The sequence below is a fragment of the Chitinophaga sp. genome (assembly GCF_039596155.1).
GTDB lineage: Bacteria > Bacteroidota > Bacteroidia > Chitinophagales > Chitinophagaceae > Chitinophaga.
In genome coordinates this window covers 73494-99917 of sequence record NZ_JBCNKF010000005.1, presented here as the reverse complement: position 1 = coordinate 99917, position 26424 = coordinate 73494, and the positions used below count along the sequence as shown (strand labels likewise).

General features: G+C 42.7%; 21 protein-coding genes. 17 read left to right on the top strand and 4 right to left on the bottom strand.

All coding sequences use genetic code 11. The features are described from left to right. Positions 1–207: 207 nt before the first annotated feature. From ABDW33_RS06555 to ABDW33_RS06510, 10 genes are all read left to right on the top strand, one after another. Positions 208–1437, top strand: coding sequence for an FAD-dependent monooxygenase (locus tag ABDW33_RS06555; protein ID WP_343689264.1), 1230 nt, complete (start codon positions 208–210; stop codon positions 1435–1437). A 177-nt stretch (positions 1438–1614) separates the two neighbouring features. Continuing rightward, on the top strand, positions 1615–3033 hold the full coding sequence (locus tag ABDW33_RS06550; RefSeq protein WP_343689263.1) for an SDR family oxidoreductase: 1419 nt from the start codon (positions 1615–1617) through the stop codon (positions 3031–3033). A gap of 179 nt (positions 3034–3212) precedes the next feature. Continuing rightward, a complete protein-coding gene (locus tag ABDW33_RS06545) occupies positions 3213–5528 on the top strand; it encodes a TonB-dependent receptor (protein ID WP_343689262.1) in 2316 nt (771 codons plus the stop codon). Positions 5529–5549: 21 nt separating this feature from the next. Beyond that, a complete protein-coding gene (locus ABDW33_RS06540; protein ID WP_343689261.1) occupies positions 5550–6116 on the top strand; it encodes a hypothetical protein in 567 nt (188 codons plus the stop codon). 21 nt (positions 6117–6137) lie between these two features. After that, entirely contained in the window at positions 6138–6875 is a 738-nt protein-coding gene (locus ABDW33_RS06535; protein WP_343689260.1) for a hypothetical protein, read from the top strand. Between the two features lie 272 nt (positions 6876–7147). Beyond that, positions 7148–7828 carry a response regulator transcription factor gene (locus tag ABDW33_RS06530; RefSeq protein WP_343689259.1) on the top strand — a complete coding sequence of 227 codons (681 nt, stop codon included), beginning with the start codon at positions 7148–7150 and terminating at the stop codon, positions 7826–7828. 2 nt (positions 7829–7830) lie between these two features. Beyond that, positions 7831–9198, top strand: coding sequence for a HAMP domain-containing sensor histidine kinase (locus ABDW33_RS06525; RefSeq protein WP_343689258.1), 1368 nt, complete (start codon positions 7831–7833; stop codon positions 9196–9198). A 420-nt stretch (positions 9199–9618) separates the two neighbouring features. Continuing rightward, on the top strand, positions 9619–10725 hold the full coding sequence (locus ABDW33_RS06520) for an efflux RND transporter periplasmic adaptor subunit (protein WP_343689257.1): 1107 nt from the start codon (positions 9619–9621) through the stop codon (positions 10723–10725). 25 nt (positions 10726–10750) lie between these two features. Beyond that, positions 10751–13861: a CusA/CzcA family heavy metal efflux RND transporter gene (locus ABDW33_RS06515; RefSeq protein WP_343689256.1), complete on the top strand. Its 3111-nt coding sequence runs from the start codon at positions 10751–10753 to the stop codon at positions 13859–13861. A gap of 11 nt (positions 13862–13872) precedes the next feature. After that, complete coding sequence (locus tag ABDW33_RS06510) at positions 13873–15168, top strand: TolC family protein (protein ID WP_343689255.1); 1296 nt, start codon at positions 13873–13875, stop codon at positions 15166–15168. 287 nt (positions 15169–15455) lie between these two features. On the opposite strand, the gene ABDW33_RS06505 is transcribed toward ABDW33_RS06510, so the two are convergent. Next, positions 15456–16244, bottom strand: a complete 789-nt coding sequence (locus tag ABDW33_RS06505) for an AraC family transcriptional regulator (RefSeq protein WP_343689254.1) — start codon at positions 16242–16244, stop codon at positions 15456–15458. A 94-nt stretch (positions 16245–16338) separates the two neighbouring features. Here ABDW33_RS06505 and ABDW33_RS06500 point away from each other — a divergent pair, with 94 nt between their 5' ends. Genes ABDW33_RS06500 through ABDW33_RS06485 form a run of 4 tightly spaced genes read left to right on the top strand, consistent with a single transcriptional unit; the run spans position 16339 to position 21008 of the window. After that, positions 16339–16959 carry a TetR/AcrR family transcriptional regulator gene (locus ABDW33_RS06500; RefSeq protein ID WP_343689253.1) on the top strand — a complete coding sequence of 207 codons (621 nt, stop codon included), beginning with the start codon at positions 16339–16341 and terminating at the stop codon, positions 16957–16959. A gap of 52 nt (positions 16960–17011) precedes the next feature. Then, positions 17012–18352: a TolC family protein gene (locus ABDW33_RS06495; protein ID WP_343689252.1), complete on the top strand. Its 1341-nt coding sequence runs from the start codon at positions 17012–17014 to the stop codon at positions 18350–18352. Positions 18353–18370: 18 nt separating this feature from the next. Continuing rightward, complete coding sequence (locus ABDW33_RS06490) at positions 18371–19405, top strand: HlyD family secretion protein (protein ID WP_343689251.1); 1035 nt, start codon at positions 18371–18373, stop codon at positions 19403–19405. Between the two features lie 4 nt (positions 19406–19409). Then, positions 19410–21008 carry an MFS transporter gene (locus ABDW33_RS06485; protein ID WP_343689250.1) on the top strand — a complete coding sequence of 533 codons (1599 nt, stop codon included), beginning with the start codon at positions 19410–19412 and terminating at the stop codon, positions 21006–21008. A 197-nt stretch (positions 21009–21205) separates the two neighbouring features. Here the strand turns inward: ABDW33_RS06485 and ABDW33_RS06480 are convergent, their stop codons facing one another. After that, positions 21206–22084, bottom strand: a complete 879-nt coding sequence (locus ABDW33_RS06480; RefSeq protein WP_343689249.1) for a helix-turn-helix domain-containing protein — start codon at positions 22082–22084, stop codon at positions 21206–21208. A 452-nt stretch (positions 22085–22536) separates the two neighbouring features. Between ABDW33_RS06480 and ABDW33_RS06475 the strand changes: the two genes are divergently transcribed. Both ABDW33_RS06475 and ABDW33_RS06470 read left to right on the top strand, forming a co-directional pair. Beyond that, complete coding sequence (locus ABDW33_RS06475; RefSeq protein WP_343689248.1) at positions 22537–23451, top strand: aldo/keto reductase; 915 nt, start codon at positions 22537–22539, stop codon at positions 23449–23451. A gap of 89 nt (positions 23452–23540) precedes the next feature. Beyond that, positions 23541–23963, top strand: a complete 423-nt coding sequence (locus ABDW33_RS06470; protein WP_343689247.1) for a MarR family transcriptional regulator — start codon at positions 23541–23543, stop codon at positions 23961–23963. Positions 23964–24434: 471 nt separating this feature from the next. Here ABDW33_RS06470 and ABDW33_RS06465 read toward each other — a convergent pair whose 3' ends face one another. Then, the gene (locus tag ABDW33_RS06465) at positions 24435–24764 is read right to left on the bottom strand and encodes a helix-turn-helix domain-containing protein (protein ID WP_343689246.1); all 330 of its coding nucleotides are present in this window, start codon (positions 24762–24764) and stop codon (positions 24435–24437) included. A 124-nt stretch (positions 24765–24888) separates the two neighbouring features. On the opposite strand from ABDW33_RS06465, the gene ABDW33_RS06460 reads away from it, so the two are divergent. Beyond that, complete coding sequence (locus ABDW33_RS06460) at positions 24889–25653, top strand: SDR family NAD(P)-dependent oxidoreductase (protein WP_343689245.1); 765 nt, start codon at positions 24889–24891, stop codon at positions 25651–25653. Between the two features lie 360 nt (positions 25654–26013). Here ABDW33_RS06460 and ABDW33_RS06455 read toward each other — a convergent pair whose 3' ends face one another. Then, positions 26014–26424, bottom strand: a complete 411-nt coding sequence (locus tag ABDW33_RS06455) for a helix-turn-helix domain-containing protein (protein ID WP_343689244.1) — start codon at positions 26422–26424, stop codon at positions 26014–26016.

Sequence of the window (26424 nt, the reverse complement as noted above, 5' to 3'; positions counted from 1 at the left end):
TTACAAGGATTGAACATCTATACAGTGGATTGTGCAAATACCCCACTTAGGTCATTCGTGTGGGAAATTATATACAATTACTTTCATTCATTCCGAATTATCCTGATCAGCAGAAATTAATTGGCTAAGCGGCAGGCTACGTAAATAGTTGATAGGGAAAGTATGGCATTTTTTTAGTTAGTATACACAGTAAACCCCACATTGTGTATGCTGTCTGTAAACCATCTTAATGAACTGCAATTGATGAACGCAAAGAAAATACTGGTATCCGGAGGAAGTATTGCCGGGCTAACACTCGCGTACTGGCTGATCCGTCATGGATTTGAGGTGACCGTTATGGAACGAAGTCCTGAATTGCGGTTAGGGGGGCAGAACATTGATGTCAAAGGACCTGCCTGGGAAATTATTAAAAAGATGGGACTTGCGGAGAAGATCAGGGCTGCAAATACTACAGAAGTAGGCATTCGGTTCGTTGATACGAAAGACAACATACTGGCAGCATTTCCCAAAGACAATGCTATCAGCATGACGCAGGAAATAGAGATACTGCGTGGGGATATGGTCAATATCCTGTATGAAGAGGTGAAGGATCGCGCAACTTTTATATTTGGAGAGCAAATTAAAAGTATCGTTGAGCAGAAAGATGGAGTTGAAGTCAAATTCAATAGCGGGGCTGACGAAAAGTATGCGTTAGTTATCATCGCAGAAGGCATTGGTTCAGGTACCAGGCACCTTGTTTTCGGCAATGAGATAAAGTATCACTACCTGGGGCTTTATAGTGCGTACTTAACAATGGAAAAGTCTCACACAGATAGCCGCTGGGCAAGATGGTGCAATGCCCCCGGTGCAATTGTTTTTCTGTTGCGCCCCGACAACCACGGTACAACGCGTACCTGCATCTTTTTCAGGTCTCCGGAGCGTGGATATGAAAAGCTGCCACTGGCGGAGCAAAAAGCGCTTTTGCTGGAGAAGATAAAGCATGTTGGCTGGGAGGCACCGCGTATTGCAGCGGCGATACAGCAGACGGATGATCTGTATTTTGAACGGGTTAGCCAGATTAAGGCACCGCACTGGCATAAAGGAAGGGTGGCCATGATTGGTGACGCGGCGTATTGTGCAACACCAATTGCCGGCAAGGGAACGGATCTGGCGGTTACAGGGGCTTACATATTGGCAGGAGAGCTGGCGCGCAATAAAGCATATAAGGACGCTTTCAACGCTTATGAACGCCTGATGCGTCCTTATGCTACCAGGGTACAGAAATTACCACCAGGCGTGCCAAGATTGGCTTATCCTGATTCAAAATTAGGACTGAATATCCTCAACTTATTTTTTTCGCTGGCAGGTAGTAAGTTCGCCAGGTCTGTTGTGAAACTTTTCAGCAGCGGTAAAAAACAACCCAAAGAAGAAATACAGCTGCCTGATTACAAATTTTAACGGCTTTCTACCCGGTTTTACCGGTTGATAAGTACGTGGAATCTGCCAGTGCATATAGCCCGGAAAATGTATACATACAGTTGATACATCCACCTGCAGTATGAATAAGTACGGCTATAAAAATTGGCGTTGGGTAAACATATTGCATGATTTTGTTGTAGAGTTAAATAAAACGGAATGAGAATATTGTTGACTGGCGCCACAGGGTATATTGCACAACGCCTGCTTCCTGTCTTACTTGAACAGGGGCACCAGGTAGTGTGTGTGGTGAGAGATTTGAGCCGGTTTGATCTGGGAAAGTTCCAGCATACAGATAGTTTGTCCGCCATTGAGGCAGACCTGCTTGACAAAGGTGCCGGGCAGAAGCTGCCGGCAGAAATTGATATTGCATTTTACCTGGTACATTCTATGAACGTATCGGGAAAGTTTGAATCACTGGAGGAAGAGGTGGCACAAAACTTTGTGAAGTATGTTAATAAAAGTACCATAAAACAGGTCATCTACCTGGGTGGGATTACCAATGCAGACATACTATCAAGACATCTTAATTCCAGGAACAACGTTGAAAAGATACTTAGTACCGCCAATAAGCCATTAACGACTTTAAGAGCCGGTATCATTGTTGGTTCCGGAAGTTCATCTTTTGAGATTATCCGGGATTTGGTTGAAAAGCTCCCGGTAATGATTACACCAAAATGGCTCAAAACAAGGACACAACCCATCGCTGTTAAAAATGTAATAGAATTTCTGACAGCAGTGATGTCCGACGAATACTGCTATGGCAAAAGCTTTGATATATATGGTCCCGATATATTAACATATAAGCAGATGTTGCTCTCCTTTGCCGAGGTGAGAAAGCTGAAAAGAACGATCATTACACTACCGGTCATGACGCCGAGGTTGTCATCCTACTGGTTGTATTTCGTGACTTCAACTTCTTATACGTTGGCACAGAACCTGGTTGATAGTATGAAAGTCGATGTAGTGGCCAGGGAGAATTCACTCTCACAAAGGTATCATATTCATTTATTGTCTTACAAGGAGGCCATCAGTATTGCATTTGACAGGATAGAGCAAAATCTGGTATTGTCAACCTGGAAGGATGCACTGGGCCCTGCCAGGGAGAGGTTGAGCAATGCAAAGCTCATACAAGTGCCCAAATATGGTGTGTTCAACGATAAGAAATGTCGTAAAACGGCGAACCAGGAACAGGCTTTAGAAAGGATTTTCTCTATCGGGGGCTTTACAGGATGGTACTATGCAAACTGGTTGTGGGAATTCCGTGGGCTGTTGGATAAACTTTTTGGAGGCGTAGGATTAAAAAGGGGACGCAAAAACCAGGTACAATTAAACGTAGGGGATCCCGTCGATTTCTGGCGAGTGATTTACTCCAGTCGAAAGGAGCGGCGCTTATTGTTGTACGCCGAAATGAAACTACCCGGGGAAGCCTGGTTGGAATTCCGGATTCAAGATGGGATGGTGCGGCAAACGGCCACTTTTCGCCCTCACGGGTTAGCAGGCAGGCTGTATTGGTATGCTGTCTTACCCTTTCATTATTTTATCTTCAACGGAATGATAAAGAAAATAGCCGGGTAAACGATTTGTTGTGTCATCCATTGTCGCTTGTAACCATCTTCCCTGACCCGGCCAATTTCCGCTAATTTACCAATCAACCCTAAAAATGACCACTTGTAATGCAACTGTGTTGCATATGTGTGATCGCTCTATATTTGCAACGGTATTGCAAAATACAATGCTAAATTAAGAGCGTTTTTATGACACAAAAGAATTGGCTGGTACCTGTGATACTGTTGTTGTGTGTTGCCAGCCAGGCATCCGGGCAGGCATGTAACTATGACATCAGCGGTTATATAAAGGATCATCAGCAGAAACCAGTTATTCATGCAGCTGTCAGGATTAGTAACGGCCCCGCCACTTATACGGACACTGCCGGGTATTATCATCTGGGTGGGTTATGTGCCGGGAACTATACGATCAATTGTTCGGTCGACTCTTTCATGATTGCGCAAAAGACATTTGTACTTAATAGCAATATCACGTTAAACTTCACGCCATTCGAGCCCTCTACTGATCTTAAAGAAGTGGTTGTCAGTGGTACCAGGGTACATGAACTATCTACCTTACATGCTGTGGAGCTGGACAATAAACAGCTTTTTCAAACCACGGGCAGATCGCTTGGGGAAAGTTTGAAGAACATCCCTGGAATAAACACTATTCAAACTGGTCCCGGCATTTCAAAGCCTGTGATTCACGGTTTGCATAGTAACAGGGTACTCATCCTCAATAATGGTATCCGTCAGGAAGGGCAGCAGTGGGGAAGCGAGCATGCGCCTGAAATAGACCCGTTCATTGCGGGTAGTATGACAATCATCGAAGGTGCGGCAAGCCTGCGCTATGGCTCTGATGCGATTGCGGGTGTCATATTACTCAATCCACCGGCACTGATTGATGAAAGACTGAAAGGTGAGGTGAACCTGGTAGGCGCATCTAACGGTAGAATGGGCGCTGTATCAGGATTATTAAACGGCGCAGGTGATAAGAAATGGGAAGGATTTCAATGGCGTGTGCAGGGAACGCTGAAAAGGGCGGGGAATTTTAAAACTGCCAACTACTATCTTAATAATTCAGGAATTGATGAACGGGACTTTTCAGGCACAATGGGCTATCACAGGGAGCATTTTGGTTTGTATGGTTACTATAGCAGTTACCATACAAAAATGGGAATATTTGATGGCTCTCATGTCGGTAACCTGAATGATTTATACGCTGCTTTTGCAAGAACAAAACCCATTACACCCTCGTATTTTTCATATAAAATAAATCGCAGTTATCAGGAGGTAACCCATGACCTTTTGAAATTAAACAGCTATTACAATTTTAATAACAACGGTCGTGCAGAAATAGTTTTCGCACGTCAGTCCGACCTGCGAAATGAATATGATGTAGACCTTCCTTATAGCAGTGATCCGGCTGTACTGAATGCACCACAAGTGAGCTTTAAGATCAAGACGCATACCCTGGACCTGACTTATCATACGCCGGAGAGAAATCATTTTTCAGGTACATATGGTGTAAGTGGTATTACCCAGGGTAATGTGTTCAGGGGCATCCGGTACCTGGTTCCCAATTTCAGAAACTATGGTAGTGGTGTTTTTGCAATTGAAAAATATACCCGGAACAAATGGACGCTGGAAGGGGGGCTTCGATATGATTATCGCTGGCTAAAAGTGTATAGACGGAACGACAACTCATTGACGGTGTATACACAAACCCACACTTACAATAACCTGACGGCGGCTGTTGGTGCTACCTGGCAGGCCACGCCGGAGCTATCCATCAGTGGTAATTCAGGTACTGCATGGAGAGCGCCCAGTGTAAGCGAGTTATATATCAGGGGCATCCATCTAAGTGCAGCCTCCTATGAAATAGGTGACTCAACGCTGCAGGCAGAACGTTCTATTAATAATAGTATCAGCTTTAAATACAATGGTCAGAAGTTGTTTGTACAACTCAACTTCTATGATAATGAAATCAATAACTATATATATGCCAAACCCTCCCTCACGGGTATCACACTGGTAAGTGGTACGTATCCTGTATTTCAGTACACACAGGCCAACGTAAGGCTGAGAGGATTAGACGCTGAAGTTAACTACCATGTATTGCCTGCTTTGGCTATTATTTCAAAAGCTGCTATTGTACGTGGATACAATAAAAGCATTCACGATTACCTGGTATTCATGCCGGCAGACAAATTTGATAATAGTGTGAAATTCGGGTTACCCGATCACGGGCATTTCAAACAAAGTTATGTCAGCCTGCAATATGTATACACGGCTAAACAAACAAGAGTGCCACCTAACAGTGATTATGTGGCGCCGCCGCCGGGGTATGGCCTGTTAAATTACAGTATGGGTACGGATCTTCATCTTCACAACAATCCGTTGAACATCAGTCTCTCGATTGAGAATCTGACGAATGTAGCCTACCGGGATTACCTGAACAGGTTCAGGTATTATGCTGATGACTTAGGGATCAATTTTATACTGCGGACGAAACTAACCTTTTAATTAAATCTAAATTCAATAAGTATGAAAAAAATCCTAACCACCGCATCACTGCTGGTTGTATTGGCTACCATCATGAATTCCTGTAAGAAAGATGAGACAGCTGTAGCGCCACCGGTTCCGGGAAATGAGTTTTTAACTACCGTTGGTTTAAAAGTGACCAATGCCAATAATGCAAGTGACGTTCAATATGCATATTGGACAGATACAACACTCATCTCAAATCCTCCTGATAGTATTAATACACCTGTATTAAACCTGCAGGCGAATCAAAAATATAATGTGGAGGTATTATTCCAGGACAGAACCACTAACCCGATCGGAGATGTAACTGCCGAAATAAAAGAGCGGCAGAATTATCACCTGATATGCTTTACAGCCTCTCCCAGTCTTAATCTGACTGTAACGCGTACGGATAAAGATACGAATGTGCCCGCGCTGGAAGTTGGTCTGACAGATCTGTTCACGACCGGCGCTGCAGGAACCGGGCAGCTAAACGTACAGTTAAGACACCAGCCCAATGTAAAAGATGGTACCTGTGCACCAGGTTCAACAGATGCTGATGTAAACTTCACTATCCGGATTAAATGATTTTAAAATTTACGTGTAACTATGAAAAAGATAATTTATGCCTGCTCGGTTTTGAGCCTTTTAGCTATATCAACTGTATTGCCTGCGCAGGATAAAAAGCCGGTGAAGCCAACTGGTAAAAGTTTTATCGCCATAACAGGAGGGGTGTCGACAGTAAGCGGCAACTATTCAAAAGGCGACTATTATAATAGTCAATCTGGTTTTGCAAAAGATGGTTTTAACCTGGGTATTACCGGCGCCTATTTTTTCAAAAATTCCAACTGGGGTATCGGCGGGCATTTCTTTTATACGCATTATGGCTTTAACAATTCGAAAGGGATGGCTGAAGGATATAAAGAAGACTTTGATCTGGATAGTACAACCGTTTACATCAAGGGACAAAACCAGACATTGAATTTTTTAGTGGGCCCTTATTATAATTTTTCGTTTGGAAAGTTACAACTGGATATCCATGCTTTGGTGGGGTTAACACATGCCACACTACCCGGTAATGAAGTATACCTGGAAGATGGTATTGGCAATCAGCTGATTCAAAGGAAAGCAACTGCAGGTGCGTTAGGACTTGAAGGCGGTTTCAATCTAAGGTATTCTTTGACAAATCATTTTGGCGTACTGATAGGTGCGAATTATAATTATGCTAAACCTGATTTTGACATCGTGAATGAAAACCGGAAAGTGGTAGCCGGTAGAAAGGTTGATAAGTATAACGAGCCTATAGCCGGGATCCAGGGGAACATCGGGGTGTTTTATCAGCTGTAAACCAGTCTTACAATTTATACTTTAAAAATAGAACACGCAGACTGTATCTAAAGAGCATAACAGTAATTTTCCGTCATATAGATACAGTGAAGGTAATAAAGCCGGGTAGTCTTGCCCGGCTTTTTGGGCTATAGCTTCGATCCTCATGAAATACAGGGCAATGTGCAGGCATCACCCGGTAGTTGTTTTTTCTATATGTACGAATTTTCCCTTTTCGCGGCAATACTTATATTTACGGGTATATTAACAGATGCTTGTAAAATAAAATTAATGTGAAAGTCCTGGTTATTGAAGATGAACATCGGGTAGCCGACCTTATAAAAAGGGGATTGGAAGAGCAGCAATTCTCTGTAGAATTGGCCTTTGATGGTGCCATTGGCAAGAAAATGGCGTTACAGTACGAGTATGACATCATCATAATGGATGTTATTTTACCACAGATAAATGGGCTGGATCTGTGCAGGCAGATCAGGACCGCCAAACCCCACCTCCCGATAATTATGCTTACTGCCCTGGGCACTACCGATGATAAGGTGGAAGGACTGGACGCAGGTGCTGACGACTACCTGGTAAAACCTTTTGATTTCAGGGAACTGCTGGCTCGTATCAGGAATGTTACCAAACGCCACAACATGGTATCTTTCAGCAATAGCTCTATTTTGAAAATAGCGGACCTGGAGCTGAATTTGCAAACGATGGGTGCATTACGTAATGGCAAAGAAATCAGTCTCACCCCTAAAGAGTTTAAGCTACTGGAGTATATGATGCGAAACAGCGGGCGGGTATTGACAAGGGTGGAAATTGCGGAAAAAGTATGGGACACGACATTTGATACCGGTACAAATTTTATTGATGTGTATATTAACTACCTCCGGAAGAAAATTGACAAAGATTACGAAGTAAAGTTAATACATACCAAACCCGGAGTTGGTTTCATACTTAAAGAAGGATGATCATGAAGATCAGGCTTAAACTTACATTACTGTTCACTGTGTTGTTTGCTGCATTACTGCTGGCATTTGCATCTGTGCTTTACATTGCCTATGCTGAGAACCGGGAAGATGAGTACTTTAAGCGTTTGCGGCAGCAGGCCATTACCAAAGCAAATCTTTTGCTGGATGCCAGAATAGCGCCGGATGTGCTGCAACTGATCTATAAAAATGCGCCGAATGCACTATCAGAAGAGGAGGTGGCAATTTACGATACGACCTTCCACCTGTTGTACCACGATGCCGTAGGTATTGACAGAGTGAAGGAAACTGCAAAGATGATCAACCGTATTGTCCGGGTAAAGGAAATACAATTTTATATGGGGCAGGTACAGGCAGTAGGTTTCCTGTACGCCCACAATGGCTCAAATTATGTCATTACTGCTGCTGCATTGGATGTATACGGATTAAAGAAGCTCAACAACCTTAAATACACGTTGATTATATGTTTTGCTATGGCTATCATACTGACGTTGGTAGCCGGGAGCTTCTTTTCAAAAAAAGCATTACGACCGGTATCTAAAATGGTGAAGAACGTTGAAGAAATTACGGCTACCAACCTGCACCTTCGTGTAGATGAAGGGAATCGAAAGGATGAAATCGCAGAATTGGCCGTTACTTTCAACCAGATGTTGGACCGGTTGGAAAATTCTTTTGACGCACAGAAACACTTTGTATCAAACATTGCGCATGAGCTGCGGACACCATTGTCTACTATTATTGCAGAACTGGAGCTGTCACTTAATAAGGAACGCAATATTTATGAATATAAAGAAGTGATTCAACTCGCGCTCGCCGATGCAAAAAAAATGGCAAAGCTTTCCAATGGGTTGCTGGATCTCGCAAAAGCAAATTATGATCCTTCTAACATTGCCTTTAAAGAAATACGCGTAGATGAAATCCTGCTGGATGCCCGTAGGCAGGTATTAAAATCAAATGCAGATTACCATGTAAACGTTGTTTTCGAAGGAGAAATTGAGGATGACCATTATATCACAGTAAAAGGCAACGAATACCTGTTAGGCGTAGCATTTATCAACTTAATGGAGAACGGGTGTAAATTTTCAGATAATCACCAGTCTACAGTCGCTATTAGTTTCCACAATCAGCGTACTATTTTACGCTTTTCTGATACAGGCGTAGGCATTGCACCAGAAGACCTGCCGAATATCTTTACACCTTTTTACCGGGGTACCAACAAAAAATATGCAGACGGCAATGGTATAGGCATGTCCTTAACGCAAAAGATTATACGGCTGCACGGCGGCACCCTCAGCGTCGTATCTGACCTCGATGCCGGAACTATCTTTACGATTGAGTTACAGCATGTGTAGTTACTTCTAATGATTTTCTAATAATATTCTGTCTGTTCTCTAATGGCGCCCTAAGAAGGGTGTGTTTACTTTTGCCCCGGAAAAAACCAGGGGACAATGATCAATGCCGCTTTTTGTTAAGGAACGGTCAGTTCTCTCTGAGGCCATGCCACTTTTGCAGTGTTGTATTTTGTACTGAAGGCCCATACACCTGTACATCAAAGCCTTTTTCTATCGGGTTGGTTGGTGCCTTCTTTTTTGCACTTTTTGCCGGTGTATCGAAAATGCAGCCATTACAGTGGACATCCTTTTCCTGGTTAGCGCATTTTTTTGACCAGCTATTGTATCATAGCACAGCTGGCAAAGGGCTGGCTTATCCAACGATTCGAAAAATAGCTATAAGAAGTACCTACAAATTACATTTTATAAAAGATAACAGCAATGAAAAAGGTTATTGTATGCATCAGCACAATGGTGGTGTTAGCCGCATGCGCCCGTAAGCAGACGGAACATGAGACCGATAATTTTACAGTACATGGAGATACTGTGATCGTCCCTGAAAGTTCAAATTTGAAAGGCAGGCTAAAAGTGTCTGTTATACAAAGCGAACCATATCGTTTGCAAATGCTCACTGCCGGTACCGTAAAGGCCATCCCGACACAGTTTGCTGAAATAGCCCCGCCTTTTTCCGGAAGGGTCACACAGTCTTATATGAAGCTCGGAATGATCGTATCCGCAGGTACGCCACTTTTTGAAATTAGTTCTCCTGATTTCATGACAGCACAAAAAATATTCTTTCAACAGAAATCCCAGATGCAGTTGGCCGAAAAAACGTTGAAACGCCAGCAGGACCTGATTGATCATGGTGTAGGTACACAGAAGGACCTGGAGGAAGCGCAAACGGCGTATGAAGTAGCCCGGCGGGAATACGAGAATGCGGTAGTGGGCATCAAGATATTCAAGGCAGATCCTGATAACCTGGCACTGGGACAACCCCTGGTAGTACGATCCCCTATAGCGGGAGAGATCCTGGATAATAAGATAGTAGTTGGAAAGTTCATTAATGATAATTCTTCCAGCGTGGCGATTGTTGCCGAGTTATCAAAAGTATGGGTAGCAGGGCAGATAAAGGAGAAGGATATCCGGTATATACATGCACTGGATGAGTGTAATATCGAAGTAGCTGCATTACCGGAGAAACATATCAAAGGGAAAGTGTTTCATGTAAGTGAGCTGGTAGATGAAGACACCCGCAGTGTGCAGGTGTTAATAGAATGTGATAATAAAGACCATACCCTTAAACCAGGTATGTACGTGACTGCAAATTTTATCAATGCACCTGCTGCGGCCATTGTAATTCCTGCCAAAGCGGTATTACAGGGCGATGACCAGAGTTATGTATTCAGGGAAGTGCAGCCGGGAAAATATGTCAGAAGCAAGATAACATCGTCGGAATCAACAGCAGATAAGATCATTGTGAAATCCGGATTGAAGGATGGGGACAGGGTCGTAACAGAAGGCGAGTTTTATCTCAGCGCAGCAAAATAAATAAATCAATTTACGCGGATCGGTCATGAAAAAAATGATATTTACTGCAATAGAAAAACGGTGGTTGTTTGTAGCACTGTTTGTTTTGTTGGGCTTGTTCGGGTACTATGCCTGGCAGCAACTTTCGATAGAAGCATATCCGGATATTGCTGATGTCACATCACAGGTGATTACCCAGGTGCCGGGGCTTGCAGCCGAGGAAATGGAACAGCAGATAACCATTCCCATCGAGCGGGCATTAAATGGTATGCCGGGGATGCATGTGATGCGTAGCAAGAGCACTTTTGGCCTTTCAGTGATAGTGATTGTATTTGATGATGGGATAGAGGATTACTGGAGCCGGCAGCGTATACAGGAGCGCCTGAATGATGTACAATTGCCATACGGCGCGCAACCGGGCCTGGACCCGCTTACTTCGCCTATTGGGGAAGTGTACCGTTATATTATAGAAAGCAACAACCATGACCTGCGGGAAATTACTGACCTGCAGAACTGGACGATAATACCACGCATCAAGCAGGTAGCAGGTGTAGCAGACGTTACTAATTTTGGAGGAATTACCACACAGTACCAGATTGAACTAGACCCCAGGAAACTGGAAGAATACAAGTTATCCCTGACAGATGTTCAGACAGCCATTAATAATAATAATGCCAATGCGGGAGGTAGTGTACTCACCAGAGGTGATCTGGGATATGTAGTACGTGGAATAGGATTGGTGAAATCATTGGACGGGTTGGGAAATGTAGTGGTGAAATCAGTAAACGGGGTGCCTGTCTTCCTGAAAGATGTGGGTACACTGAAACTGGGGAACCTGGAAAGAAAAGGGATATTGGGATATACTGACAGGCGGGTCAATTACAGCGAAGGGGATGAAGGTATTGTGCTGCTTTTAAAAGGACAGAATCCGTCTAAGGTGCTGGAGGGTGTACATCAGGCCGTGGAGGATCTTAACAATAATATCCTGCCTCCCGGTGTGAAGATCAGGCCTTATATGGACAGGACCAACCTGGTAGAGACCACCCTGCATACGGTATCACATACGCTGCTGGAGGGGATGACCCTGGTTATTATCGTATTGATCGTATTCCTTGGCAACTGGCGGGGTGCTTTGCTGGTTGCGATCACCATTCCGCTGGCATTGCTGATAGCTTTTATCCTGATGCATCTTACGCATATACCCGCCAACCTCTTATCACTCGGTGCGATTGATTTTGGGATCATAGTAGATGGTTCAATCGTCATGATGGAAAGCATCCTGAAAAGGAGGGAGCAGAACGAGCTTGAAGAGCTGGGGGAGATGACGATTGGTCAACTGGCAGCAGAGGTCGCGAAACCTGTATTTTTCTCGACTATTATCATCATTACAGCTTACCTGCCGTTGTTTTCCTTTGAACGGGTGGAAAAGAAGCTTTTCACGCCGATGGCTTTCACGGTTGGATATGCATTATTAGGTGCGCTGGCAGTGGCCCTGTTGCTGATACCCGGACTTGCCTATGCAGTGTATCGTAAGCCGAGGAAGATGTATCATAACAAATGGCTGGAAAGATTAACCGCTGCATACGACAGGGGAGGCAAACGGGCCATGAAGAACCCGGGGAGGGTGTTTGTACCCCTTGGGCTTGTACTGTTGGGGGCTGTTGTGTTGACTATTACAGTAGGTAAGGACTTCCTGCCACCGCTTGATGAAGGTTCCATCTGGCTGCAGGTGCAGTTACCTCCCGGCATTTCATTGAAGAAATCAAGAGAGATGAGTGATTCCCTGCGGCAACATACACTGAAGTATCCTGAAGTGACTTACATGATGGTGCAGGCGGGTCGGAACGACGATGGTACAGACCCCTGGACAGCTTCTCACTTTGAATGTTCTATTGGTTTGAAGCCATATAAAGACTGGCCAGCGGGAAAAACAAAATATGACCTGATCAATGAGCTATCGGCAGAATATGCAGCAATGCCTGGTTACACGGTAGGATTTAGTCAGCCAATGATTGATGGGGTAATGGACAAGATATCCGGCGCACACAGTGAGCTGGTAGTAAAGGTATATGGGGAAGATTTTAAAGAAACCAGGCGTATTGCGGAAGAGGTGCTCGCTACATTGAAACAGATACCTGGAGCTGCTGACCTGGCCATCGACCAGGAGCCACCGTTACCACAGTTACAAATACAGGTAGACAGAGATGCAGTGGCGCGATATGGGTTGAATGTGAGCGATGTATCGGAGCTGATAGAGGTGGCTATAGGTGGAAAGGCAGTATCACAGGTCTTTATAGGTAATAAGGTGTACGACATCAGTTGCCGCTACAATGAAGATAGCCGGAATACACCGGAAAAGATCGCTAATCTGATGTTGACATCACAAACGGGAGTGAAGATTCCCCTTTCCCAGGTAGCAACTGTTAAAACTGCGACAGGAGAAAGTACAATTACCCGGGAGATGAACAAGCGGCATTTGACGGTAAAACTCAACCTGAGAGGTACCGATCTGTCAACTTTCCTGAAGACGGCCCGTCAGAAAATTGAACAGCAGGTAAAGTATGACCACGAGAAGTATAAAATCAACTGGGGTGGTCAGTTTGAAAACCAGAACAGGGCTTATGCGAGATTGGCCGTGATTGTTCCCCTGGCACTGGCTATTATGTTTATCCTGCTTTATGGCGCATTCGGAAAATTCCGTCAGGCAGGATTGATCCTGACCGTAGTGCCGCTTGCGTTGTTTGGTGGTATGGCAGCTTTGAATATAAGAGGGATGACATTGAATGTATCATCAGCTGTTGGTTTTATAGCATTGTTTGGCGTGGCCGTTCAAAACGGTGTGATTATGATATCGCATATCAACAATCTCCGCAAGCAGGGAATGGAACTGTTGACAGCAGTATTGAAGGGGGCTGAAGACCGTTTCCGTCCGGTACTGATGACAGCTACAGTAGCAGCGCTCGGTTTACTGCCGGCATCGCTGGCTACGGGAATTGGGTCAGATGTACAGCGACCGTTGGCCACAGTGATAGTGTATGGTTTGTTTGTAGCTACGACCATCACGCTGTTTGTACTACCTCCGTTGTACTATCTCATGGAGAAGAAGTGGGGTAACAATGATTTTACACCTGAAAAGGACAATATTCAAAGTGTTTAAATAGAAATCAAATGAAAAGAAAGTTGAGTCATTTGAAGTGCGGGCTTTTACTATTGGTGTCGCAGTTGTTAGTAGGAAAATCCTTTTGCCAGGTGGATACGTCTTTTAATAAAAGAGGGTTGGAGGTGAATGAATATTTGTTCCTGGTAGGCAAAAATAACCTGGGTTATGTTGCGCAGAAGTATAATGTGAATATGGCAGAGGCGGATATTGAAACAGCGAAGATATTCCCCGATCCGCAATTAAGCGTGGGTGCATTTAACAACCAGAATGAATCACTCAAGTTAGGGTATGGTGCGACCGCGGGTGTGGGTAAGACGTTTGAACTGGGCGGTAAGCGAAAAGCGAGGGTGAACCTGGCGCAGAGTGAACTGGAGTTATCGAAAAACCTCCTTGAGGATTATTTTCGCAACCTGCGGGCGGATGCAGCAACGGCATATTTTCTCGCTTTAAAGCAGCGATCACTTTTCCAGGTGACACTGGATTCGTACAAAGCGATGAAGTCCCTGGCAGATGCAGATTCGATTCGGTTTAAAGCGGGGTCTATTATGGAAATTGATGCCAGACAATCGAAGCTCGAAGCCAATTCCCTGCTGAACGATGTATACCAGTCAGAAGCAGATTGGAAAACCAGTATTTCTCAACTGGCAATGATGGTGGGGAAACCACAGACGGATACATTGCTGATCCCTTCCGGGAATTTCGAGAAACTGGAAAGGGACTATGATCTTTATTCGCTTATTACCACAGCACAGAACAACCGGGCAGATTTAAAGGCTGCATTGCAAAACAGGAATGTATCTGAGCGGGCATTGAAACTGGCGAGGGCCAATCGGGCTTTAGATCTTGGCGTATCGCTGGGAGCGACGGTGAATGCAGAAGCGAAGAATATCATAGCGCCTACACCGGGATATACGAATACTTCGCTTGGGTTAACGATACCGTTGAAATTCTCTAATCGATATAAGGGGGAATTAAAGAGGGCAGAATATACCATTAAGCAGTCGGAGGTTCAGTATAGCGAGGTAGAGTTACAAATACAGGCGGAAGTGACGCAGGCATATCTGAATTATCAGGCGACGAGAAAGCAGGTGAATCAGTTTAAGATGGGTATGCTGGAAGAAGCTAAGAAAGTAATGGATGGAAAGATTTACAGTTACAGGAGGGGAGAGACGTCGTTGTTGGAGGTGTTGAATGCACAGCGGACATATAATGATGTACAGCAGAGTTATTACCAGACATTGTATAATTATGCGACTTCATTGATTGAATTGGAACGTGCAGGAGGGATTTGGGATATTCAGTAGTTTGGTGGGGCTGGTGATTGACATGCGTTTGTGTTTTTTTTATACCCGGTCGGCAGGCATTTAGCGCAGCTGGCCGGGGTTTTTTATTTTAGCAGGGGGTAGTACTTTTTATATAGACTTTTCCATGTAAGTTTTTTTGGGGAGCATACAATCCCTGATAACCCTGCCCCGTATGGTTGTCTTATGAGCAGCAGGTGGGAAAATTGCATCTTTAGTATATCATGAATGCAGCATTTCCTATATCCACCTATCTCAATTATTGCTGCAATCAGGTTGTAAATATAAAATTATAGCATTGATCTGAACTCACTGGGTCGCATGTTGATCATCTGTGCAAAGGTATTGCTGAATGCTGACATATTTGAATAACCCACCTCATATGCAATTTCACTTATGCTCAGATCTGTTCCTTTTAATAGTTCCATTGCACGAATAATCCGTAGCATTTTAACATACTGTAGAAACGAGATATGTAGTTTGTTTTGAAAAAGTCTTGTCAGGCTACGCACACTTATACAAAACCGGTTGGCAATATCTTCCATATTCACCCCTTCACTCAGGTTGCCCCGAAGATAATTGTTAATTTCATTTAGTTTTTTGTCGTCGGTGGTGGGTAACTGAATGGTAAATTTCTTCAGGTTTTCTTTTGGCAAAAGATGTTTAATGGTATTTAAATATTCGTATTCCCACGTCCCGTTTGAAAAGTTCCCCTGCCAGCGCTCTGTAAAAGCGAGCATTTCCGAAAGCAATTTACTTACAGGGTATATACCTAATTCATTATAAAATGGCGCATCTGCTTCAATCTTATCTGGGAAATAAATGTTGATGATAAAGAGGTCTTGTGTGTTGAACATGAGATTGTGAAGGTATCTTTTGGGTATCCACACGTAATGATGGGATGGAATGTAGTAGTCCCGCTCACTGGTCTGCAGGTAAGCGATACCCCCGAATACTAACAATAATTGCCCTTTATCATGTTTGTGGGCCGCCAGCTTTTGTTCAGTTTGTTGTCTGACCACAAGGATGGTCTCGGGGTATTCGTCAATAATCTTAATTAATTCTTCAATACGTTTCACCTGGCCAAAATAAGCAATTTTTAGGCTAATTATATAAAATGATCCCCAGCGAGGTGAAATAGTTTTGCATTGTGTCAGATAAAACACTTTGAAGATGAAAGAACAATTTACGCGCAAACGAATCATTCAATCAGCCGAAGACCTTTACGCAGCCGTTGATTTTTCCGACGTGTCGATGAGGGCTATTTCAGATAGCGCAAAGGTGAATATCCCGTCGATATATCATTATTATCAGTCTGAAGAAGAAATACTTGAACACATTCTGAAGGCAACCGAGCAGCTTATTATGCTGCATTTACCATGTAACCGGGAAACAGATAGCCCTATTGAACAGCTATTAGCTTTTATAGCTGATTTTCTGAGCAGACTACTCGGCAAAAACCATCTTATTTTAATTTTTTTGAAAGCCCGTAATGGCAATATAGCTATTGGTTTAAGAGGATACATTGAGCGAATAGAAACCAGGATAGCTTCGATCCTCGATGCGCTTTTGGATCAATGCCGGCGAGCAGGCACTTTTACACTTGATATTCCTAACCAGATCGTAATAAACGTGTTTTTTATTATGATGACCGAGGCAGGGCGCTACAAGCGCCGTTATCTACTTACTACGCCGGGCACAATCAATTGCACCGGACAAGAGGTGTTGCCGGCCGTTCAGCTCAATCAGTTACGCCAGCCGATCGAAGCTCTTTTCAGGTATATATTGATGTAGTACCTGATTGCACATCTTATAATCACCACACTTCAGTCAAGATTAGAATAACATGAACAGAGACCTATTTACTTATACGCTATTATTAATAGTGTTTTTGTTACCAGTGCCAGGGAAGTCGCGCGCACAGCATTTTAGTAAAGACTCATTAACACTTGAGCAGGTCTGGAACGTAGTGGACGCAGGTAACAGTCAGTTAAAGCTATCCAGCCTTGCATTCAACGAAAGTATTATCAATGTTGATATTTCCAGGGACAATCTGCTGCCTTCACTGGCAATCTCCGGGAGTGCTTTGCACAACACGAAGTTCAGAATATATCCGGATGGATTGTTTTCTTCTCCGGACTTTTTCCCGGTATCCAAATATGGATATGGATTTGGATATTCTTTTAGTTTAAATATCTATGAGGGGGGGAAGAACAGCAGGAACATCAGGATAAGTGAAGAAGAAAAACTTAAAATGCAAAATGAGTATGGCCTGCAGCGGAATAATGTACACTACCTGGCAGCCGTTGTATTCTATGATCTCTACAAGTTTCTTCATTTCCGGGATTTCCTGTCTATAGAAATAGCAACACAGAAAAAGCAATTACAAACCATTGAGAGTTTTTATAAAAATGGCACCGTGCTGGAAAGTGATGTTTTGAGAAGCAGGGTGAAATTATCTCAGTTGGAACTTAGCTTATCCCAATTGAATAAGCAAATTCAGATTGCATCCCAACGGTTAAATATCCTGATGGGACATGGTAGCGAAGATTCAGTGGTCATTTCATATGAAGACAGCATCAAACAGTCAGAACCGGATCAGCATAACAGCTACCAGGAGTACGTAGACATTTCACTTGCTCAATCTCCGGCCTATAAAATAGAAATAAACAAGTTAAAGTTAGCCAATCTCGGCATCAGGCAGGTGAGGTCCAATATACTTCCGACTGTGTCTCTTTTTTCTTATTACAATTATACATATCCCCAGGTATCATATTATCCATATTCCAATCAGCTTTGGTCATTTGGGCAGATGGGTGTGAAGATGACCTATTCGTTGGAGAACCTGTATAAAAATAAGCATCTGTTAGCGAGGGCAAAGAATGTCATTGCCCGGCAAACAGAGATGGTAAAGATGAAGCAGGATGAATTGTCTGCAGATATTAAAGAGGCATATTTACAATATCAACAAGCTGCTGAAGAGTTCAAGACTGCAGAGGAAAATATCAAACAAAACACGGAAAGTGTACGTGTAATTCGCAACAGTTATGTAAACCAGGAATCGCTGTTAACTGACTTACTCAATGCGGAGAATAGTTTGCTTGAGTCAAAATTTGCACTCACTGCTGCAACAGTTAATATCCGGCTGAGTTATATCAGGTTGTTAGCCAAAACAGGTATTCTATAAATTAAACAAAACATAAAAATGAGTAAACATAAATCGGACACTATTGTAATAAGTGTAACGCAGTGGTTCGGAATTGTATTATTGCTGGTACTTGTTTGCTGGGGTGGAAAATATTTAATCGATATCAGCCAATATGAGCAGACGAATGATGCCCAGATAGATGCCTATCTGGCTCCTATCAGTGCAAAGATCGGTGGATATATTGACAGGATCTATTTTAAAGATAATCAGGTAGTGCATAAAGGAGATACGCTTTTAAGAATTGTTGCAGATGAATTTCAGTTAAAAGGTGATGCAGCAGCAGCGGATCTATCGATTTCCCGCGCAAAGCTCGATGTGTTAAATGCTGGCGAAGAGACCCAGCAACGAAACATTGATGTTATCAGCGCCCGTATTCCTGGTGTACTTGCAAAATTGGAACATCAGCAACAGGAGTATAATCGTTATGTGAACCTTTTAAAGGAGGAATCAACGACCCGGCAAAAGTTTGAGGGGGTACAAGCTGCACTGTTGATTGATAAATCAGCGTATGAGGAAGCTGTTGCTTCCATGAAGGCCGCACAGGCGAAGTTGAACGACCTTCGTGCACAAAGGATAGCAATTGCAGCTGAAATAAAGGGCAAAGAGGCCATACTGGCAAGACAGGAGCTTGACATCCGTTATACAGTTGTTAAAGCCCCATTTGACGGCCAGCTAGGCAAGAAAACCATACAGGAGGGTCAGTTGGTGCAGCCAGGACAGACGCTTGCTTTTTTAATCAATAAGGATGAAGGGAAATGGGTGGTTGCTAATTTTAAAGAGACACAGGTGAGTCATTTTAGCCCAGGACAGGCAGCTAAAATTAAGGTGGATGCTTTTCCGAATGAAGTTTTTACAGGCACGATTGAATCGCTTTCTCCTACAACGGGGTCAAGGTATTCACTACTGCCACCGGATAATGCGACCGGCAATTTCGTAAAGGTAACACAGCGGATTCCTGTACGCATTAAGCTGAATAGTAATTATAATCAACTCGCGCCTGGTATGAATGCCAGCGTGTTCATCATAAAATAGTAGTATGCAGGTTGCTCATATACCGGTTTTTAGAGCGTGGGTGCCCGAATGGCTGGCGAGGCTGGTTATCTTCGCCATACTGCTCACATCATTATTGGGTTTTGGTTTATATTCTGGTAATGCAGAAAGTGCCATCGGCTATTACGGCATGGAGCCGACGGATGTCTTGTATTCAATAGTCCTGCTATATGCAGCAGGAGTAGGATTTTTTGGATTGGATTATCGTATAGTAAAGAATTTATCGCCGCGGAAATACATCCTGGCTGGCATTGCGCTTAATTTCATTACCTATGCCGTTTGTTTTTATACAAAGCATATTGGCGTATTCATGGTATGTAGGTTTGGGCAGGGGATCGCTTGTGCATTACTTTGCAGTGTTGTATTAAATCTGATATTTCCCCGTTTGCATGTAACACGGTCCAGGGCGATTGGCTACACGGTATTTTATGGTGGCTTACAAACGTCGTTGCCCATTGCAGCTATTTATTGTACTACCATGTTGCATTACTTTGATTTTCAATGGCTATTTTATGGTTTGTGCGTCATGATGGTGCCTACGCTTCTTTTGGTACTGGTGACAATGAATGCGCATGCCCGTTTTCATAAGAAAGTGCCGCTTTACCAGGTTGATTGGATGGGGTATTTATTTTATGCTGTTTTTTGTTGTGTATTTGGATTTGTATGTGTGTATGGACAACAGCTTAACTGGCTGGATAGTCCGCTGATACTAATTTTGTCTGGAACAGGAAGTGTGATATTGGTCTTGTTTGTCGTCAGGGAATTAAGCATTAAAAGACCGTTATTTGATTTGAAGGTTTTTAAATATCCATTCGTCACTATCGGATTTTTCCTGCTTATCGCGTTTTATGTGTTCAAGGGAACAAATAGTTTGGCTTATACCCATATTCAGATTGCTTTGGGAGTTGACCCACTCCATTTAATTCCTGTCTGGATAGCGAATATTGCTGGTATCGTGTTGGCTATGTTTGTAACTGCCAGGTTTGTGTTGAAGGGAAGATCACTGGTGGGTATTATTATTACTGGTTTTGTGGTGTTAGGGGGCTTTTATGTGTATATGTTAAACTTTGTTTCTGTTACAGGAACAACAGGTCAGTTCATACTGCCAATGATGATGCATGGTGCTGCGTGTGGTATTTTGTTTGTGCCAATTGTATTTTTTACAGTATCAGCAGCACCTCAAAAATTTGCTTATAATGTTTCCATGTTGGGAATATTTTTCAGATTTGTTGGGTTTTGTTTGAGTGTCGGCATTAATAATTATTTGCAGCTTTATAGCAGGTGCGTTGTTCGGGAAAAGCTTCGTGAATCTTTGAATGAAATGAATCCACATTTAGGGCAAACGGTTAGCCGGATTCAGGAAGGGTATAGTGTGTTTGGAAACGATCCTCATACCGGAAGTGGGGGGACATCTGCATATTTCGACCAGTTGGTGAGGACGCAGATTATAACACGTTCTATTAGGGATTATTATGACGTTATGTTGGTGGGTTTGGTAGTTTTGATGCTGGTAATATTAATGATGGCGGGTATTAGGTACCTGCTGATTAATAATGATGCGGTTATTCACAAAGACAATGGCTAAAGTAAAGTCGGCTGTATCTATGCAACGTTGGCTGCGTTATTGAGTAGATTTTCAAAAACTGTATAAAGATAAAAACCGGGGTTTACGACTCCGGTTTTTTAGCTTTAATTATACAAAACTTACACGCTTCCTGAAATAGTTTCATTTATCGTATTAAACAACCAATTTAATTTGTTTTATGCTTTTTTAACAGGTATTTACTCAATAGTAAATTTGTAACCCCTGCCGGGCACATTAATAAACTTAATGGTGGGATCGTCGCTTAATTTTTTACGTAATTTTGATACCAGGACATCCACATTTCTACTGATGACTACCAGGCCTTTGTCTTCCCAAATTTCTTTCATCAGTTTTTCTCTTTCTACGACCTGATTTATATTTTCGGCAAATATTTTTAGTGCGATTGTTTCTTTTTCTGAAAGTGTGATACCATTATCTTCAGTTTTCAGCATATTATTATCTGCGTAGAATTTAAAGCTTCCCAATTGCAGGTAATCATTATTATCGGGGATGGGTATTATCTCTTCTTCTTTCCGGGGCGTCTTATTTTTTACATAAAATCCACCGACACCCAAAGGGATAACTAATAGCAACAACAAAAAGTAATTAAATGGAGTTTTCTTCAGGAATTCAATTTCAATGATATAACAACCCACCTCAAGCTTACGCCCCCGGCAAGGTGTCAAATTGCCTGCCTGACTATTTATTTCAAATGCCAAGACAGTTTCCTTTGGTTTACAACTCTTTAAACTCACAATGTAATTGTTTGCCAGGGCATTATTTTGAAAGCTTCGTTGAACTAAATTGATGAGTGTATCCGAAATAACCCCGAGGTCATTTTGAAAGGAGATCTGGTAGGTATTTTCATTTAATTGCTTAACCGGCAGCACCCGGGACGAAGAATCTTTAGCTGAGAGCAAAAGTTGATGACCTATATCACGTAACACAACTTCTAAATGCTTCTCAGGAATTCCCTCTTTTTTATTGATAGAAGCAACAGCAGAGATTAAAATAAAAATTATTATGATGGAAGATCCGAATAGAGCAAATGGCTTCATGCGTGCAAAATACATCATTAGCTCCCGGTTATAGGCGGTTTACACATGTTTTACGCATCTTTTACAACTTTTTACGGCTAAAAATCTTTGGGTTAGATGGGACATGATAGCTTTGCGTTATTGCTTCACCAGATCAATTCCGGTGATGATATCATCTGTCATCTTGCTATTACCTTCACAGCATCCAATAAACAGGAGTAAAGAAATGTTTGTTTGCTGCTTCTTTAATGAGCTGCAAAGCGACAAACCTTTAACCTTCCTCTATGCAATCACAGATGCTGTCATGTGCGTTTGAAATTGTTGGCACGCGCCTGTTTGCCCAAAGACCATTTTGCCCGGGAGGTTTTCCATAACGCCGTTGCCTTATATCGCACCATTATCCGGTAGTAGAAAATTGACAGGCGTATGTCATATTTTACTATATTTGTTAGGTAAACTAATTAGTTAATCTAGTAAATAGAAAGGAAATCATGGACAGATCAGCACAAAACAAGCCAGCAAAACAGCCAGCCCCTGGTGGACTTTATACATTGGCCGGACAGCCAGTGGCCCGTATAGGTTACGGTGCCATGCAATTGAGGAGTTGGGGGGATGCGCCGGAGAAGGCCACCGCGGTGCTGGAACGCGCCATAGAACTGGGCGTGAACCATATCGATACCGCAGAATTCTATGGCAACCGCTTTGTCAACCGGGTGATTGCCCAGCTAATTAAACATGTTGATGGGATAGTGGTGGCGACCAAAGTAGGTGCCAATCCCAATCCGCAAGGCCCACACCCTCTCACGCTGGCACAGCGCCCCGAGCAGATACGAGCCACAGTGGAAGCAAATCTGGAGAGCCTGGGGGTAGCACATCTGCCACTTGTAAACCTCCGCCGGTTGGACGCAGGGCCTGGGGTGATCCCGGAAGCAGATCAACTGGTAAATGTTGATGACCAGCTTGCAGAACTGATTGCCTTACGTACTGCTGGTAAGATCGGCGCAATTGGCCTGAGTGGTGTAAATCTCGATGTCTTGAAGCATGCGGTGCCTGCAGGTATTGCCTGCGTGCAAAATGCCTACAGCCTGGTAAGCCGGGAGTTTGAAGATATGCTCGCTTTTTGCCTCGCCCATAATATTGCCTGGGTGCCATTTTTCCCCCTGGGTGGTGCAGCTCCGCACTGGCCCAAAGTGACGACGGAGCAGGCCGTGATTGATATTGCACAGCGACTGCAGGTTACGCCATCACAGGTAGGGCTGGCCTGGTTACTCCAACATTCCCCTAACACCTTACTCATACCCGGTACCGCCAGTATCGAACACCTGGAAGAAAATATGGCAACAGCGACCGTTGTACTGGATGACGCGGCTGTACAGGTGCTTGATGACATTTATCGTCCCGCATAAATTGGGGCGGCCGGCAAAAATATTATCTTCGCGATCGGATAGTGAAGGCTGATATAATGTGCTGTAAGATAAATTTTAAGTTGGTACCCATGCATCTGGACGAATTAAGCGTACAATTAAGATTGTTCAACTCTGCTTTTCATAAAGCTTTGCGAAAAGAAATGGCGGAAGCCAGTTCCTATTCCATGACGGAGATGGAAACACTTTTTCATATTTTCAAAACCGGGAAAACACTCCCAACAGACCTGGCCACCATCACGCGGATCAGCACTCCTTCCATGTCGCAGATCCTCAAAAAAATGGAAGCTGACGGGATCATTAAAAGAACACCGGCCGAAGATGATAAACGAAAAGTACATGTTTCTTTGACGACGAGCGGTAAAGAGCTGGTGGAGAATTTAAGAGATAGCAAAGATGAATACCTTAAGAAGCTGATCCCTGAGAAATTGTCTGCAAAAGAAATCGCCCTGCTAAAAAATGCCATTCCTGTGTTGAATAAGCTGATTTCTTGAAAATTTATTTACACGAACAGGGGGCGCAGGCTATAATACTCATGCCGGGCCAGTCGATAGTACTAAGTACCAGCTGGCATTGAGAATGGCAAGTGTCTATAATTTTAGAAAGGCTTGTAAGTTAGAGGCTTACAGGCCTTTTTTCATGGCAGGGCTATTGGTATAATAATGCTCCAGGAAAGCAGCGTCAGATGTATAATGTAACAGGTTGTAGAAGCAAGCAGGCCCCTTTTATCTTGCTGTTAAAAGGAATTTTTGTAAACTGGAGAAGATAAAGACTAATTAAACGAGTTGTAGCAATAAGCCAGTCAGATAATTTCACCCTCATCAATGCTCTTTGAGAAAAAACATCCATTCGTAATTTGGGCGTTTCTTCTTCATTAGTTTTTTTCCAACATTTCCGCTCCGTAAGATAGTTGTTTACTATCAGGTATGCTGTAGCACCCGACGAAGCTTAGTTGTCAATAGTTGCTATTTTTTTGATGTTGTCTGTTGAAATTTTATCGCCCATTCGTTCATTTGATCAAGCAAGGGTTTCATTGTTAAGCCGTCTGGTGTCAAACTATATTCAACTGTTATTGGAACAGTATTAAATGTTTGTCGGTTTACAATTCCTGCGGCTTCCAGTTCTTTCAATTCTTTGATGAGCATTTTAGCTGAAATGCCATCTATTTCCCGTTCCAATTCTTTAAAACGTTTCTTTCCGAAATATAATATTGAAAGAATATGCAATTTCCATTTTCCGCCCAAAACCTGCAAGAGAAATTGCAATGATTCTAAGTTATTCGCACATTTTTTCATTTTTATTTTCGTTTTATTGGTTTGATTATCAGCAACAATAACTTTTGGGTTATTAGTTTACTTTCTTGTAACTACTTGCAAAAATATATCGTTGAGTTTACATTGCAACTCAAAACGAAAATTTATGTTGAAAGGAAGAACGATTTTAATTACAGGTGGAGGTTCGGGAATTGGCGAAACACTTACAAACAAGTTGTCAAATGACAATAAAGTAATTATTTGCGGACGGAATGAAGATAAACTAAAAAAGGTGGCTGCTGCGAATAAAAATGTGTCGTATTACGTTGCCGATGTGTCTGTTCCCGATGAAATCGATGAACTTTTTCAAAGAATAAAAACAGACGGAATGGTTTTAGATGTTTTGTTCAATAACGCAGGTGTCGTTGAACAATGGGACATTACCAAATCGGCTTTGTCCTCTGCCCGGATTTTTGAAAAAATAAACACAAACTTGTCGGGTGCGATCGCTGTTACGCAACAGTTCGTCAGTCAGGCAAACAAGTTGGCAAATAATTTAATTGTCAATGTTACTTCGTCTATTGCAATTTTCCCTTTTCCTGTTTTGGGTTTATATTCAACGTCTAAGTCGGGTTTAAGCGTGTTTACAAAAATGATACGGCAACAACTGAAAGGAACAAATTTTAAAGTTGTTGAAATTCTGCCGTCTCAGGTTGATACTGAAATGCCCAAACAACTAGGGTTTACTTCAAAAGGTGCGAATGTTCAGGACTTTGCAGGCAAAGTAATTAACGCTATCAACAAAGGTAAAACAGAATTTTCGCCTGACCCGAATGCTTCTATGCTAAAACTGTTCAACAGACTTTTACCGGAAAGCAGTGTCTTGAATATGGCTGATAAGATCAGTAGAAAGATATTGAAAGGGCGGTAATTTTTGTCGTTTGTCAATGTTGTGAAGTATGTCGTCCGCAGAGTTGCCACTAACAATTAAGTTTCGTCGGGTGCGAAGTGCCTACAATGAAGCGTAATGTTGCACGGAGCCTTCGATAGCCGGATAAATATTATGGGGATTGCATGGGATATCAAGATGCCCTGGATTAGGGGACGAACTGTCTTAAAAGACGATACATGTCAATACCATTAAACATGCCATCTATCAGTTCGTGTTGTAAAACAACATCTTCCTTTAATCAACATTTCAAAAGATTACAGGTGTTACACCCAGCGAATATCTGAAAGAAATTAAGAACAATATTTAAGTGGCGATATTCTATGCGTTCGAAAGGTAACGTCATTTTTCTAGCTCTGCCGTTAATTTTTTAATAAAGAGATCTTTATCCTTTTTTGCTTCTTTCATTACCGCTTTGACATTCTCTGGTATCGGAAAGTAGTTCTCCGCCCAAAAATGGATTTCAATCAAAATGGGTAATAGACCAATCCCTTTGGAAGTAAGTCTGTATAAAACTTTTGCTTTGCTATCAGGGTGCTCAGACTTCTCTATAATGCCATTTTCTTCAAGACCTTGTAGTTTTGAAGCCAGTATGTTTGTTGCTATTCCTTCCTCCGACTTTAAAAAATCCCCATAAGTACACTTATTTGCAAACATTAAATCTCTGATTATCAACAGAGACCACTTATCTCCCCAAATATCTAGTGAACAGCTGACTGGGCAGTCTGACCTCTTATTTAATTTTTTTTTCAT

Excerpts from the sequence above, each read along its gene's own strand:
- ABDW33_RS06555 (WP_343689264.1), top strand. The coding sequence starts at position 208 with ATGCTGTCTGTAAACCATCTTAATGAACTGCAATTGATGAACGCAAAG.
- ABDW33_RS06550 (WP_343689263.1), top strand. The coding sequence starts at position 1,615 with ATGAGAATATTGTTGACTGGCGCCACAGGGTATATTGCACAACGCCTG.
- ABDW33_RS06545 (WP_343689262.1), top strand. The coding sequence starts at position 3,213 with ATGACACAAAAGAATTGGCTGGTACCTGTGATACTGTTGTTGTGTGTT.
- ABDW33_RS06540 (WP_343689261.1), top strand. The coding sequence starts at position 5,550 with ATGAAAAAAATCCTAACCACCGCATCACTGCTGGTTGTATTGGCTACC.
- ABDW33_RS06535 (WP_343689260.1), top strand. The coding sequence starts at position 6,138 with ATGAAAAAGATAATTTATGCCTGCTCGGTTTTGAGCCTTTTAGCTATA.
- ABDW33_RS06525 (WP_343689258.1), top strand. The coding sequence starts at position 7,831 with ATGAAGATCAGGCTTAAACTTACATTACTGTTCACTGTGTTGTTTGCT.
- ABDW33_RS06520 (WP_343689257.1), top strand. The coding sequence starts at position 9,619 with ATGAAAAAGGTTATTGTATGCATCAGCACAATGGTGGTGTTAGCCGCA.
- ABDW33_RS06515 (WP_343689256.1), top strand. The coding sequence starts at position 10,751 with ATGAAAAAAATGATATTTACTGCAATAGAAAAACGGTGGTTGTTTGTA.
- ABDW33_RS06510 (WP_343689255.1), top strand. The coding sequence starts at position 13,873 with ATGAAAAGAAAGTTGAGTCATTTGAAGTGCGGGCTTTTACTATTGGTG.
- ABDW33_RS06500 (WP_343689253.1), top strand. The coding sequence starts at position 16,339 with ATGAAAGAACAATTTACGCGCAAACGAATCATTCAATCAGCCGAAGAC.
- ABDW33_RS06495 (WP_343689252.1), top strand. The coding sequence starts at position 17,012 with ATGAACAGAGACCTATTTACTTATACGCTATTATTAATAGTGTTTTTG.
- ABDW33_RS06490 (WP_343689251.1), top strand. The coding sequence starts at position 18,371 with ATGAGTAAACATAAATCGGACACTATTGTAATAAGTGTAACGCAGTGG.
- ABDW33_RS06485 (WP_343689250.1), top strand. The coding sequence starts at position 19,410 with ATGCAGGTTGCTCATATACCGGTTTTTAGAGCGTGGGTGCCCGAATGG.
- ABDW33_RS06480 (WP_343689249.1), bottom strand. The coding sequence starts at position 22,084 with ATGATGTATTTTGCACGCATGAAGCCATTTGCTCTATTCGGATCTTCC.
- ABDW33_RS06475 (WP_343689248.1), top strand. The coding sequence starts at position 22,537 with ATGGACAGATCAGCACAAAACAAGCCAGCAAAACAGCCAGCCCCTGGT.
- ABDW33_RS06470 (WP_343689247.1), top strand. The coding sequence starts at position 23,541 with ATGCATCTGGACGAATTAAGCGTACAATTAAGATTGTTCAACTCTGCT.
- ABDW33_RS06465 (WP_343689246.1), bottom strand. The coding sequence starts at position 24,764 with ATGAAAAAATGTGCGAATAACTTAGAATCATTGCAATTTCTCTTGCAG.
- ABDW33_RS06460 (WP_343689245.1), top strand. The coding sequence starts at position 24,889 with ATGTTGAAAGGAAGAACGATTTTAATTACAGGTGGAGGTTCGGGAATT.
- ABDW33_RS06455 (WP_343689244.1), bottom strand. The coding sequence starts at position 26,424 with ATGAAAAAAAAATTAAATAAGAGGTCAGACTGCCCAGTCAGCTGTTCA.